Annotated in this window: 12 protein-coding genes; all 12 read left to right on the top strand. The window is 58.6% G+C overall.

Annotation, left to right across the window (positions count from 1 at the left end; translation table 11 throughout):
• Nucleotides 1-16: 16 nt before the first annotated feature.
• The 12 genes from PMYSY11_RS14875 to PMYSY11_RS14820 all read left to right on the top strand — a co-directional run bounded on the left by PMYSY11_RS14875 (nt 17) and on the right by PMYSY11_RS14820 (nt 12113).
• Nucleotides 17-682, top strand: a complete 666-nt coding sequence (locus tag PMYSY11_RS14875; RefSeq protein WP_069899298.1) for an OmpA family protein — start codon at nt 17-19, stop codon at nt 680-682.
• 104 nt (nt 683-786) lie between these two features.
• Nucleotides 787-1434: a pyridoxamine 5'-phosphate oxidase gene (gene pdxH, locus PMYSY11_RS14870; RefSeq protein ID WP_150547288.1), complete on the top strand. Its 648-nt coding sequence runs from the start codon at nt 787-789 to the stop codon at nt 1432-1434.
• 55 nt (nt 1435-1489) lie between these two features.
• Entirely contained in the window at nt 1490-2599 is a 1110-nt protein-coding gene (locus PMYSY11_RS14865; RefSeq protein ID WP_150547287.1) for a sugar diacid recognition domain-containing protein, read from the top strand.
• Between the two features lie 141 nt (nt 2600-2740).
• The gene (locus PMYSY11_RS14860; RefSeq protein ID WP_069899292.1) at nt 2741-4108 is read left to right on the top strand and encodes a GntP family permease; all 1368 of its coding nucleotides are present in this window, start codon (nt 2741-2743) and stop codon (nt 4106-4108) included.
• Between the two features lie 51 nt (nt 4109-4159).
• The gene (locus PMYSY11_RS14855) at nt 4160-5299 is read left to right on the top strand and encodes a glycerate kinase (protein WP_150547286.1); all 1140 of its coding nucleotides are present in this window, start codon (nt 4160-4162) and stop codon (nt 5297-5299) included.
• A gap of 89 nt (nt 5300-5388) precedes the next feature.
• Nucleotides 5389-5853 (top strand): outer membrane lipoprotein, encoded by a 465-nt coding sequence (locus tag PMYSY11_RS14850; protein WP_150547285.1) that lies wholly within the window; start codon nt 5389-5391, stop codon nt 5851-5853.
• A gap of 537 nt (nt 5854-6390) precedes the next feature.
• On the top strand, nt 6391-9183 hold the full coding sequence (locus PMYSY11_RS14845; RefSeq protein WP_150547284.1) for a monovalent cation/H+ antiporter subunit A: 2793 nt from the start codon (nt 6391-6393) through the stop codon (nt 9181-9183).
• The gene (locus PMYSY11_RS14840; protein ID WP_069899285.1) at nt 9183-9512 is read left to right on the top strand and encodes a Na+/H+ antiporter subunit C; all 330 of its coding nucleotides are present in this window, start codon (nt 9183-9185) and stop codon (nt 9510-9512) included. Before PMYSY11_RS14845 ends, PMYSY11_RS14840 begins: the two co-directional genes overlap by 1 nt.
• On the top strand, nt 9509-11014 hold the full coding sequence (locus tag PMYSY11_RS14835) for a monovalent cation/H+ antiporter subunit D (RefSeq protein WP_150547283.1): 1506 nt from the start codon (nt 9509-9511) through the stop codon (nt 11012-11014). Before PMYSY11_RS14840 ends, PMYSY11_RS14835 begins: the two co-directional genes overlap by 4 nt.
• Nucleotides 11011-11514, top strand: coding sequence for a Na+/H+ antiporter subunit E (locus PMYSY11_RS14830; RefSeq protein WP_069899283.1), 504 nt, complete (start codon nt 11011-11013; stop codon nt 11512-11514). The genes PMYSY11_RS14835 and PMYSY11_RS14830 overlap by 4 nt, the downstream gene beginning before the upstream one ends.
• Nucleotides 11499-11768, top strand: a complete 270-nt coding sequence (locus PMYSY11_RS14825; protein ID WP_069899281.1) for a K+/H+ antiporter subunit F — start codon at nt 11499-11501, stop codon at nt 11766-11768. The genes PMYSY11_RS14830 and PMYSY11_RS14825 overlap by 16 nt, the downstream gene beginning before the upstream one ends.
• Nucleotides 11769-11780: 12 nt before the next feature.
• Nucleotides 11781-12113, top strand: a complete 333-nt coding sequence (locus PMYSY11_RS14820; protein ID WP_069899279.1) for a Na+/H+ antiporter subunit G — start codon at nt 11781-11783, stop codon at nt 12111-12113.
• Nucleotides 12114-12564: the final 451 nt, after the last annotated feature.

Raw genomic sequence — 12564 nt, 5'->3', positions numbered from 1 at the left:
TTAGGTGTGGATACCAATGATTATCAAAAAGTTTATTCCTGTTGCACTGTCTTTGCTGGTGACTGGCTGTGCCGGGATGAAGATGCCGGATTTGTCTTCAATGTTTACCCCCGCGCCTGAAAAGCCAACCATGCCGACCCCTAAAGTGGCTAAAGCCTGGCTGGATGATTACGAACCGAAAGTGCGTGAAGCGGTTAAAGGCAGTAAGTTTGAAGTAGAGCGCCAGGGCGCTGTGTTGGTGGTAACGGCTCCGGTCGACAGCTCTTTCAACCCAGATCGCCCAAGCATGCTGATGCCATCATCCTTGGGTCCAATCACCCGGGTCGCCAAGTTGCTCGAAACCGATCCTGATATGGCTGTACTGGTGCTGGGTCACGCTGACAGCACCGGTAAGCTGGAGTTGAACCGCACCCTGAGCCAGGAACGTGCGCGTGCCTTCACCTCGATTTTCCGCATGAGCGGCCTGCGCAGTGACCGCCTGATGGTTAAAGGCATGGGCCCGGACATGCCACGCGCAGCCAACGACAGTGTGGCTGGTCGTGCGTTGAATCGTCGCGTCGAGATGGTTTTGACTGCCAAGGAAACCATGGCGGCACTGGTTGCCAAATACAATCAGCCGATCACGCCGGAAAACGTTCAGGTTGTGGCTAAAACCACGCCTACCACGCCAGCTAAGCCCTGAATGTATTGAGCAATGCACTGCAAACGGCAGTGCATTGCGACAGATCATGCCAGCGTAGCGGCGCTCGGGTAAGCTAGGCCTTCTTCTTTTTGGAGGCTCTGGCAATGACCCATACGCTGGCGGATATGCGCCGTGACTATACCCGCGATGGTTTGAGCGAAGAAAACGCTCCACTTGAACCACTCAGCTTGTTCGAGCAGTGGTTTGCGGATGCGCTGAAAACTGAACAACCCCCCGTAGAACCCAACGCAATGACCCTTGCCACAGTTGATGCGCAAGGTCGTCCGCATTGCCGTGTCTTGCTGCTTAAAGGGCTGGATGCCAGCGGCTTTACCTTCTTCACCAACTACGAAAGTGCCAAAGGTGAGCAACTCGCTGCGCGGCCGTATGCTGCCATGACATTTTTCTGGCCGGCACTGGAGCGCCAAGTGCGCATAGAAGGGCAGATCGAGCGCGTCAGCCCGGTCGATTCCGATGCCTATTTTCAGGTGCGGCCAATGGGCAGTCGTCTTGGCGCCTGGGCTTCACCACAAAGTCGGGTCATCAAGGACCGCGCCGAACTTGAGTCACTGCTGGAAAATATTCAGCTGCAATTTGCCGACAAGGCCCCGCATTGTCCGCCGCACTGGGGTGGCTATCGCCTGCTGCCCGAGCGGATCGAGTTCTGGCAGGGGCGCGCCAGTCGCTTGCATGACCGGCTCAACTATCGTCTGCAAGATGGCCAATGGGCGCGTGAGCGACTGGCGCCCTGAATGCCCATCGCCACGCTGTCGCGCTGTTAGTCAGTCACCGTAATCAGGATATTCCATGCTCGAACTTGATTTGCCTTTGGCGCAGCACATTGTTGATCGCGCCATGGCGATCGTGCCTTACAACATCAATGTGATGGACGCCCAAGGCATGATCATCGGCAGTGGTGATCCGCAGCGGCTGCATACGCGTCACGAGGGTGCGCAGTTGGTGTTGGCCAACCGGCGGATGGTTGAAGTTGATGAACAGGCCGCAGCCTGTTTGCGCGGCGTCAGGCCGGGCGTCAACGTACCGCTGGTGCAGGGCGATCAGCTAATTGGCGTGCTGGGCATTACCGGAGAGCCAGCTATCGTCCGGCCCTATGCCGAGCTGCTGCGCATGGCCGCAGAAATGCTGGTTGAGCAGCGCCAGTTGCATGCCGAGCGGGATTGGCAGCGCCATCAGCTGGAGGCGTGGTTGCGCCACTTGTTTGACCCGCAAGTAAGCTTGGCCAGCCTGCAGGTTGAGGCTGATCGGCTGCAACTGAGCTTGCACTGGCCAAGCCAGGTCTGCGTGCTTGAGCTCAACGCCACGCATCAGGTTGCAGCGGGGCAGGCGCGAATTCTCACGGCGTTACGCAGCATCAGTGATTGCCTGTGCGCGCCGTTGTCCGCAACCGAGGTCCTTTGGTGCCGGCCGTACAGTGCCCGACGCGATGACCGTGCGTGGTTGGCGCAGGCCGATGAGCGCGAGTGGGGCGTTGCGCGCCTGCTGGTCAGTGATCCGGTAAGCAATCTGGATGAGTTGCGTCAGGCAAGCCAGGCGCTGCAGGCGCTAAAGGCTTTCAGCGCTGAACAATTGCCCAGCCAGCGCTTGTTGGAGTTGTCTGAACACCGATTGGCCACACTGCTGCACTCGCAGCGCAACAGTTGGTTGCTCAAAGGCTGGCTACAGCCGCTGCAGCAATTACAGGCGCAGGATCGCACAGGTGTTTTGATGACTACGCTGAGTGTGTGGTGCCGCCATGATGGCCAGGCGCAGGTGTGCGCGCAGGCGCTGGGGATTCATCGCAATACCTTGCGTTACCGCCTTGAGCGGATCGCGGAGTTGAGTGGAATCGAGCTTGCTCGTTTCGATCAACGGCTACAGTTATCGTTGGGGTTGGGGCTACTGACACCGCAAGGCTGATTACGGGCGTGTGCGTCTGCACAGTTTCGCCCGGGGTCGATAGCGTGCCGATAGTGCCTGCGCACAGGGCGTCGTGTGGCGTGTCTGGGCGACAATGCTGCGCTTGAGTGGCAACCCCATAACAACAACGAGGAGACTTGCATGGTACTGGTTCTAATTCTGGTGGCATTGATTGCATTTATCGTGCTCTCGACAACCCGCCTCAAACTGCACCCTTTTCTGGCGTTATTGGCGGCGGCGTTCCTCGCAGGTTTTGCCTATCAGGTGCCGGCAGTTGAAATCGTCAAAACCATCACCGCAGGTTTTGGCGGGATTCTCGGCTACATCGGTATCGTCATTGTGCTGGGCACCATCATTGGTGTGATTCTGGAGCGCAGCGGCGCGGCTATTACCATGGCTGAAACGGTGATTCGCATCCTCGGTGAGCGCTTCCCCACACTGACCATGAGCATCATCGGTTATCTGGTGTCTATCCCGGTGTTCTGTGACTCCGGTTATGTGATTCTCAACTCGCTGAAAAATGCCCTGGCCGCGCGGATGAAAATATCCGTGGTCGCCATGAGTGTGGCGCTTGCGACCGGTTTGTATGCGACCCACACCTTTGTACCGCCAACGCCGGGGCCGATTGCCGCTGCCGGTAATCTGGGCCTTGAGTCGTCCCTCGGATTAGTCATTGCTGTTGGCTTGTTCGTGGCGATGGTGACGGCGCTCGCTGGCATGCTCTGGGCTAATCGTTTTCTCAAGTGCTCCGACGATGATCTTCTCGAAGAAGCGCCAAGCGAACTGCTGGCAGACGATATCGACTTTGATCAGCTCAAAGCCAGTTACGGCACGCTGCCAACTGCCTGGCAGGCGTTTGCGCCGATCTTTCTACCGATTGTGCTGATCTGCCTGGGCTCGGTTGCGGCATTTCCAAGCAAGCCCGTGGGCGAGGGCGGTTTATTCACGCTGCTCAACTTCCTCGGCCAGCCGGTTGTTGCCTTGCTGGTTGGTTTGGCACTGGCCTGCACCCTGCTCAAGGGCGAGGGCAAGCGTCAGCAGTTCCACGATCAGGTAGCGGAAGGCCTCAAGGCGGCTGCGCCGATTCTGTTGATTACCGGCGCCGGTGGTGCGTTTGGCGCCATGCTGAAAATCACCCCGCTGGGCAGCTATCTGGGCGAAAGCCTGTCGGCGCTGGGCATTGGCTTGTTTATGCCGTTCCTCGTGGCGGCCGCTTTGAAAACTGCGCAGGGCTCCTCAACCGTCGCGCTGGTTACGACCTCGGCAATGGTGGCCCCGCTGTTGGGTAATCTGGGGCTGGACAGCGAAATGGGCCGCGTACTCACCGTCATGGCAATCGGCGCGGGTGCAATGACCGTGTCGCACGCCAACGACAGCTTCTTCTGGGTCGTGAGCCAGTTCAGTCGCATGAAGGTTTCAACCGCTTACCGCGCGCAGACCATGGCGACTTTGGTGCAAGGTGTCGTCGGCATGCTGACCGTCTGGCTGCTCAGCTTCGTGCTGCTCTGATCCTGCCAACTTATGGCGCCTGCGTGGCGCCATTTGCACGTGAGAGGTTTTATGAAGATTGTGATTGCACCGGACTCATTCAAGGAAAGTCTGAGCGCGCTGGAAGTAGCCGAGGCAATTGCCAAAGGCTGGGCGTCGGTTTATCCGGATGCTGAAATTTGCCTGTTGCCAATGGCTGATGGCGGCGAAGGTACGGTTGATGCCTTGTTGGCAGCAACAGGCGGCGAGCGCCGCGAGTGTCAGGTTCGCGGCCCGCTTGGCGCGCCGGTTCAGGCGCATTGGGGTTGGCTTGCTGGTAACACGGCGGTTATTGAAATGGCCGCAGCCAGTGGCCTGCATTGGGTGCCGAGTGGCCAGCGTGATGCGACGGTCACCAGCAGTTACGGTACCGGTGAGTTGATTCGCGAAGCACTGGACGGTGGCGCCAAGCGCATCATTCTTGGTTTGGGCGGTAGCGCAACCAACGACGGCGGCGCTGGTTTGCTGCAAGCGTTGGGCATGCGCCTGCTCGATCGCAATGGGGCTGAGTTGGCTGCCGGTGGCGCAGCGCTCGCCCAGTTGTATCAGATTGACATGGCTGGCCTCGATTCGCGTTTGCTCGGTGTGCAGGTCGACGTTGCCGCCGATGTGGATAATCCACTGTGCGGTCCGCGCGGCGCTTCCGCCGTATTTGGCCCGCAGAAAGGTGCGAGCCCGGAGCAAGTTGCCAGCTTGGACGCGGCATTGCAATCCATGGCAAATGTGGTGGCGGCAACCTTGGGCGAAGACTTCAGTCAGGTGCCAGGCGTAGGGGCGGCCGGTGGGCTTGGTTTTGCCGCCAAGTCGTTCCTGCGGGCAGGCTTCAGGCCGGGTATCGAATTAGTCGCCGAGTTGTCGGGTTTGGCTGAGGCTGTTCAGGGCGCTGATCTGGTGATTACCGGAGAAGGGCGCCTGGATGCGCAGAGCCTGCATGGCAAAACCCCGGTGGGCGTTGCACGCGTGGCGCAGGCGGCGGGTGTGCCGGTGATTGCGCTGGCCGGAAGCCTTGGCGAGGGTTATCAGCGGATGTATCCGGTGGGTATCGACGCTGCATTCAGTCTGGCCCCCGGGCCGATTACGCTGGAGCAGGCCTGCGCCCAGGCGGCTTCTGAGTTAACTGCCCGGGCAGCCGATGTTGCCCGCGTATGGCGCATGGCCCAGTCGGCTCGTTAACCGATAGGCGCGCTGGCGTTTATGTGGCGTTGCGTGACATTTTGCTCGCTGGCGCGTTCTAATAGTAGAAACCCACGGGAGTTATACCTATGCGCAATTTCAGTTTAATCATCGCTTCATTCGCTGCCGTGGCCTTAACGCTCGGCGGCTGCGCCTCGAGCCTGACCGGCGACACGTATTCGCGTGACGAAGCGCGGGCAGTGCAAACCGTTCGGCTGGGCACGATCGAGTCGTTACGTCCGGTGAAGATTGAAGGCACCAAGACGCCAATCGGCTCCGGTGCCGGTGCTATCGCTGGCGGTGTTGCAGCCAGCAGCATTGGCCACGGTACCGGCAGCGCAGTGGCTGCGGTGATCGGTGCAGTGGCGGGCGGCCTGTTGGGCGCGGCGGCAGAAGAGGGCTTGACCCGTACGCAGGGTGTGGAAATCACCGTGCGTGAAGACGATGGCAGTATGCGTGCTTATGTGCAGGAAGTTGAAGAGAACGAAATCTTCCGCGTCGGCGAACGCGTCCGAATCATGAGCGTTAACGGCAACAGCCGCGTTACGCATTAAGCAACCTGAAGCCGGATCAATCTTGAGCAAGCGCTGAGATCGTACGTCGTAGAAGATTGGCTGGGCGAAGTTGCCATCTGCAACTTTTGCCCAGTTGCTCATGCGCGCGTTAGCTTTTTCAGTGGCTGCTTCGGTGATCCGGCTTTTTCATGCGTGCTGTTTGGTTGTGGCCGGCAGGTCAGAAATTGACGTAAATGCCGCAGCAGTTAAATTTAAGCGGCTGTTCGGGGTATAGTGCCGCGCACCATATCGGCTGGTAATGTGCAGGCCCTATATTCAAGTGTGAATTGGCCCAAGGTGTGGGCCAATAGCTTTTAGTAATAATTCTATTCATGACGCGGTGCTCATAGCCGCGAATAATCTATAAATTATTGTGCTGTAGCAAAGGTTTAGCTCTGTGCGTTAAGTGCAGACAGTCTTGTTCGAACTGCAACGGATGGCTCAACAGTTTTTAGCTGACGCTATCAGTGTGGAGTTTTTTGAAGTCTATTGGCCCGGCGAATTTTTTGTGCCGGGTGTGTTTAAGGGGTTTCGTCTATGGCGCTCGCGCTGATAATCGCCTTGCCGTTTCTTGGGGTGATCCTGCCGCTACTTGCAGAACGACTGGGGCGTTCTGCATGCGCAGTTGCCACGGCAATCGCGCCGCTGATCGCGCTGGTCATGTTGCTCTCCGAGCAGTCGCGGGTGTTCTCAGGCGAAATTCTGCGAGCCAAGGTTCAGTGGCTGCCGGAGTTGGGGCTTAATCTCAGCCTGCGCCTTGACGGCCTTGGCTTCCTGTTCGCCTTGCTGATTCTCGGCATTGGCTTGCTGGTTATTCTCTACGCGCGCTATTACCTGGCGAAAAAAGAGCCGATGGGGCGCTTCTTCGCCTTTCTGCTGCTGTTCATGGGCGCCATGCTTGGTGTGGTGCTGTCGGAAAACCTGCTGTTGATGATGGTGTTCTGGGAGCTCACCAGCCTTTCATCATTCTTGCTCATCAGTTACTGGAACAACCGCTCGGATGCCCGTCGTGGCGCACGCATGGCGTTGACCATCACCGGTGGTGGCGGCCTGGCGTTGCTTGCAGGCGTGCTCCTGCTTGGGCATATCGCCGGCAGTTTCGAGTTGTCTCAAGTGCTGGCTGCCGGCTACGCGATTCGCGCGCATGAACTGTATCCGGTGGCGCTGATCCTGATTTTACTTGGGGTGTTCACCAAGTCCGCGCAGTTCCCGTTCCACTTCTGGTTACCGCATGCCATGGCCGCGCCGACGCCGGTGTCGGCGTATCTGCACTCGGCCACTATGGTCAAGGCCGGTGTATTCCTGCTGGCGCGGCTGTATCCGGTGCTGGCGGGCACCGACTGGTGGTTCTACATCGTCACGTTTACCGGCCTCACCACCATGTTGGTGGGCGCATGCATGGCGCTTTTCCAGCATGACCTGAAGGGATTGCTGGCGTATTCGACCATCAGCCATCTGGGCCTGATTACCATGCTGTTCGGCCTCGATACGCGCCTTGGCGCGGTCGCCGGCATATTCCATATCATCAACCACGCGACCTTCAAGGCGTCGTTGTTCATGGCGGCCGGCATCATCGACCATGAAACCGGCAGCCGCGACATGCGCCGGATTAACGGCATGTGGAAGTACATGCCGCACACCGCGATGCTGGCGATGGTGGCCGCGCTGGCGATGGCCGGGGTGCCGTTGCTCAATGGCTTCCTGAGCAAAGAGATGTTCTTCAGCCAAACCCTCAACCAGCACAAACTAGGCAGTTTCGATTGGGCGGTGCCGGCGCTGGCGACCTTGGCGGCAGTGTTCTCGGTGGCTTATTCGCTGCGGTTTATTCACGACGTGTTCTTCAACGGCGAGCCAATCAACCTGCCCAAGTATCCGCCGCACGAACCGCCGCGCTACATGAAAGTGCCGGTCGAGATTCTGGTGTTCCTGTGTCTGCTGGTGGGCATTGCGCCGGCATACACCGTGGCGCCGCTACTGGCTGCTGCCGCTTCGGCCTCGCTTGGCGGTGAGTTACCGGAATACAGCCTGGCCATCTGGCATGGTTTGAACCTGCCATTGATGATGAGCTTCGTCGCCTTGCTGTTCGGTATTCTGGTGTACACCTTCCGGCAGCCGCTGTTTCGCTGGTATGCAGGCTTACCCAGCATGGATGCCAAGGATGTATTTGAAGATTGCATGAGAGGCTTCGTAGGCTTTTGCCGGGGCATTACTGGCGGTCTCGAAAACGGCTCATTGCAACGCTACATTTCGCTATTGCTGGCCAGCGGCATGATTGTGCTGGTGATCGGTCTGGGCAGTTTGCCGACGCTGCAGGGGCCGGTTGCGCTCAGCCCGATTGACGGCATTACCGCACTCGGACTGGGCATCATGGCGCTGGCGGCACTGGTGACCGTGGTCTTCCATCGCCAACGCCTGGTTTCGTTGCTGATGCTCAGCGTGGTCGGCTTGATGGTGGCCTTGGCCTTCGCACGCTATTCGGCGCCCGATCTGGCCCTGACCCAGCTTTCAGTCGAAGTCGTGACAGTGGTCTTGCTGATGCTGGCGCTGTTCTTCCTGCCAGCCGTGACCCGCGTCGAGTCGAGCAGTATCCGCGGCCTGCGTGACTTTGTGCTGGCCATTGGCGGCGGTGTAACCGTTGCCATGCTCGCCTTTGCGGTACTCACGCGGCCGTATGACAGCATCGCTGGTTTCTTCCTCGCCAACAGTATGTCCGGTGGCGGCGGCAGCAACGTGGTCAACGTGATTCTGGTCGACTTCCGTGGCTTCGATACGCTGGGCGAAATCAGCGTTCTGGCGATTGCCGGTGTCGGCATCTACGCCATGCTTGATGGCCTCAAACTGATCCAGCCGATTGCCGATGCCGATGGCCGCAATTGGGCACGTGATCGGCATCCGCTGATTCTGGCGACATTGTCGCGGGTCCTGTTGCCGATGGCGCTGCTGATCTCGGTATTCATCTTCCTGCGCGGGCACAATTTGCCGGGCGGCGGCTTCATCGCAGGCCTGGTAACTTCGGTTGCACTGATTTTGCAGTACGTCGCCAGCGGCGTGCAGTGGACCCAGTCGCGCCTGCCGCTCAACTATCACCGCATGGCGGGCGCCGGCGTATTGCTGGCTGGCCTGACCGGTCTGGGCAGTTGGGTGTTTGGCAAACCATTTTTGACCACAGCATTCGGCCACTTCCACATCCCGTTGGTGGGTGATGTGGAGTTGGCGACTGCCATGCTGTTTGATCTTGGCGTCTACCTGACCGTAGTCGGGGCCACCCTGTTGATACTCGCTAACCTGGGCAAGCTGACTCAGGACAAGCCTGGAAAAGAGGTACTTTGATGGAAGCCATATTTGCCAGTGCACTGGGCATCCTCACCAGCAGCGGTATTTACCTGCTCCTGCGCGGCCGCACATTCCCCGTTGTCATGGGCTTAACCCTGATCTCCTACGCGGTGAACCTGTTTCTGTTTGCCATGGGACGCCTGCAAACAGGCGTGACCACCGTCATCAGCGAAGGCGCCGAGTATGCCGACCCCTTGCCGCAAGCGTTGGTGCTGACGGCCATTGTGATTGGTTTCGCCATGACCGCGTTCGTCGTGGTGCTGGCACTTCGCAGCGTCGGTGAGACGGAATCCGACCATGTAGACGGCCAGGAGCCTGGCAAATGAATCATGCGGTAATTGTGCCTATTCTGCTGCCGATGTTTGCTGGCAGCCTGTTGTTGTTCGGTGCGCGTCTGAGTATGCCGGTTAAACGAATGATCTCGTTTGCCGTAGTGAGTGTGCTGGTGGTGCTGAGTTTCTGGTTGTTGGCCGAAGCCAACAGCGGCGACCTGACCGTTTACTCGCTGGGCAACTGGCCGGCGCCGTTCGGCATCATTCTGATGCTCGATCGGCTGAGCGCGCTGATGCTGGTGGTCACGGCGGTGCTGAGCTTCTTTGCCATGTTTTATGCCATGCGCGGCGATGATGAGCGCGGGCGTAACTTTCATGCGTTGTTCCAGTTTCAGTTGATGGGCATCAACGGCGCATTCCTCACCGGCGACCTGTTCAACCTGTTCGTGTTCTTCGAGATTCTGCTGATCGCCTCCTACTCGCTGCTGCTGCACGGCGGTGGGTCCGAGCGGGTCAAGTCGGGTCTGCACTATGTCGTACTTAACCTGGTGGGTTCCTCGTTCTTCCTCATCGCCGTGGGCGTGCTGTACGGCATTACCGGCACCCTGAACATGGCCGACATGGCGCTGCGTGTAGCAGAAGCCGGGCCGCAAGAAGCGCCGTTGCTTGGCGCGGCTGGCATGCTGTTGCTGGTGGTGTTTGGCTTGAAAGCGGCGTTCCTGCCGCTGTATTTCTGGTTGCCGCATGCGTACGCTGCAGCCAGTGCGCCGGTGGCCGCGCTATTTGCGGTCATGACCAAGGTGGGTCTGTATTCGATTTTGCGCGTCTATACGCTGATCTTCGGCGATGACGCAGGCCCGCTCGCCAACATGGCGCAGGACTGGCTCTGGCCATTGGCATTGCTGACCATCGGCCTCGGCGCAATTGGCGCACTGGCAGCGCGTAATCTGCACCGATTGATCGCCTATCTGGTTGTCGTCTCGGTCGGCACCTTGCTCGCCGGCATTGCGCTCGGCACCCCTGACTCGCTGACCGCTGCGCTTTATTACCTGGTTCACAGCACCTGGATTTCGGCAGGCTTGTTCCTGTTGGCCGACTTGATTTCGCGTCAGCGTGGGGTGAAAACCACCGAGTTGATTCAGGGCGCAGAGCTGCAAAATCCGTATCTGCTTGGCAGCCTGTTTTTTATCGGTGCGATCAGCATCGCCGGCTTGCCGCCGTTCTCAGGCTTCCTTGGCAAGATACTGTTGCTGCGCTCGGTCGATCCCGATCTGCAGGGGTTGTTCCTGTGGCCGACGGTGCTCATTGGCGGGCTGATGACCATGATCGCCCTCAGCCGCGCGGGCAGTATGCTGTTTTGGCGGGTTGGGGTTAGCCAACTCGACAGCGCCGAGTTGGATTATGGTCGCCTGTTTGCCTGCGCGTGCCTGTTGCTGCTCAGTCCCGTACTGGTTGCTGTTGCTGCGCCGCTGCTTGATTACATTCGTGCAACGGTTGCTCAACTGCACAACCTGCCGCTCTATTACCAGTTGGTTCAGCCAGGAGGTGGCGCATGAAGGCGCGGCGATTCCTCCCGCATCCACTCCTCAGCCTGTGCTTGATGGGCGTATGGATGCTGTTGATGAATGACATGACCTTCGGCCATTTGCTGCTTGGGGCCATATTGGGCTGGTTGATTCCGTTGGTGACTCAGGTTTTCTGGATTACCCCGCCGCGGATCTATCGGCCGTTCCGCCTGTTCCGGTTTTTCTTCTTGGTGCTCGGCGACATCGTTGTCGCCAACCTGCAAGTGGCCAAATTGATTCTGGGGCCGACCTCGAAACTGCGTCCGGCATTTGTCGAGATTCCCATGCTGCTTGAAGACGAGTTGGCCCTGACCATGCTCGCCAGCATCATCTCGCTGACGCCTGGCACTGTGTCCGCCGATCTCAGCGACGACCGTAAAACCTTGTTGGTGCACACGCTCGATGTGGCAGACGATGAGCAGTTGATTGCTGAAATTAAAAGTCGCTATGAAGCGCCGCTGTTGGAGGTGTTCACATGCTCGACTACGTAATTGCGCTGTGCCTGCTGATGCTCGGTATCGCCCTGATACTGACGTTGGCACGGCTAATCAAAGGGCCGGATTTGCCAGACCGGATTCTCGCGTTGGACACGCTCTACATCAATTCGATTGCCTTGTTGGTGTTGTTTGGCGTTTGGCTGGGTAGCGATCTTTATTTTGAAGCTGCACTGCTGATTGCCGTTATGGGCTTCATCGGCACCGTGGCCGTGGCTAAATACTTGCTGCGCGGCGACATCATTGAATAGGGAGTTGTGCGTATGAGTACCTGGATGGAAATTTTGGTCGCGATCTTCCTGCTGCTCGGTAGCGCATTTAGCTTGGTCGGCGCTATCGGGCTTTACCGCCTGCCTGACTTTTTCATGCGTTTGCACGGCCCTACCAAAGCCACAACCCTTGGCGTGGGCGGAATGGTCATCGCATCGATGATCTACTTTGCCGGTCAAGAACAAGGCATCAGCTTGCATGAACTGCTGATTACCCTGTTTCTGTTTATCACCGCGCCCGTCAGCGCGCACATGCTGGCCAAGGCTGCTATGCAGCAAAAGCTGTCCATCAGCGAGCAGACCCGCGGTAAGCCCTGGGAACAGTGAGTTTGTGGCCGGAGGTTGGAATCCGCATCGCGGCTTCCGACATGACGGTCTGACTGATTCACTCGACGGCATCGGCGCCTGTGAAATGGCCCGACGGATTGCGTTGCTGCGCGCCGCTATCCATCCTCCGGTCTTTCATTCATGCCTCATTGAATGTTTGCCTGCGGAGGTTGGAATCCGCTTGCGGCTTCCGACATGGCGATCTGACTGATTCACCCGGGGGCATCGGCGCCTCCGCAATCGCCCGACGGATTGCGTTGCTGCGCGCCGCTATCCGTCCTCCGGTCTTTTATTCATGCCTCATTGTGTGTTTGTCGCCGGAGGTTGGAATCCGCATCGCGGCTTCCGACATGGCGATCTAACTGATTCACCCGGCGGTATCGGCGCCTCCGTAATCGCCCGACGGATTGCGTCGCTTCGCGCCGCTATCCATCCTCCGGGCTTTTATTCA

Origin of the sequence: Pseudomonas marincola, from assembly GCF_900682675.2 — a bacterium.
In the GTDB taxonomy this organism is placed as follows: Bacteria; Pseudomonadota; Gammaproteobacteria; order Pseudomonadales; family Pseudomonadaceae; genus Aquipseudomonas; species Aquipseudomonas marincola.
This window is presented reverse-complemented; position numbering and strand designations above follow the sequence as displayed.

What these genes read in the sequence shown, in the direction of transcription:
- PMYSY11_RS14875 (WP_069899298.1), top strand. Translation starts at nt 17, where the DNA reads ATGATTATCAAAAAGTTTATTCCTGTTGCACTGTCTTTGCTGGTGACT.
- pdxH (WP_150547288.1), top strand. Translation starts at nt 787, where the DNA reads ATGACCCATACGCTGGCGGATATGCGCCGTGACTATACCCGCGATGGT.
- PMYSY11_RS14865 (WP_150547287.1), top strand. Translation starts at nt 1,490, where the DNA reads ATGCTCGAACTTGATTTGCCTTTGGCGCAGCACATTGTTGATCGCGCC.
- PMYSY11_RS14860 (WP_069899292.1), top strand. Translation starts at nt 2,741, where the DNA reads ATGGTACTGGTTCTAATTCTGGTGGCATTGATTGCATTTATCGTGCTC.
- PMYSY11_RS14855 (WP_150547286.1), top strand. Translation starts at nt 4,160, where the DNA reads ATGAAGATTGTGATTGCACCGGACTCATTCAAGGAAAGTCTGAGCGCG.
- PMYSY11_RS14850 (WP_150547285.1), top strand. Translation starts at nt 5,389, where the DNA reads ATGCGCAATTTCAGTTTAATCATCGCTTCATTCGCTGCCGTGGCCTTA.
- PMYSY11_RS14845 (WP_150547284.1), top strand. Translation starts at nt 6,391, where the DNA reads ATGGCGCTCGCGCTGATAATCGCCTTGCCGTTTCTTGGGGTGATCCTG.
- PMYSY11_RS14840 (WP_069899285.1), top strand. Translation starts at nt 9,183, where the DNA reads ATGGAAGCCATATTTGCCAGTGCACTGGGCATCCTCACCAGCAGCGGT.
- PMYSY11_RS14835 (WP_150547283.1), top strand. Translation starts at nt 9,509, where the DNA reads ATGAATCATGCGGTAATTGTGCCTATTCTGCTGCCGATGTTTGCTGGC.
- PMYSY11_RS14830 (WP_069899283.1), top strand. Translation starts at nt 11,011, where the DNA reads ATGAAGGCGCGGCGATTCCTCCCGCATCCACTCCTCAGCCTGTGCTTG.
- PMYSY11_RS14825 (WP_069899281.1), top strand. Translation starts at nt 11,499, where the DNA reads ATGCTCGACTACGTAATTGCGCTGTGCCTGCTGATGCTCGGTATCGCC.
- PMYSY11_RS14820 (WP_069899279.1), top strand. Translation starts at nt 11,781, where the DNA reads ATGAGTACCTGGATGGAAATTTTGGTCGCGATCTTCCTGCTGCTCGGT.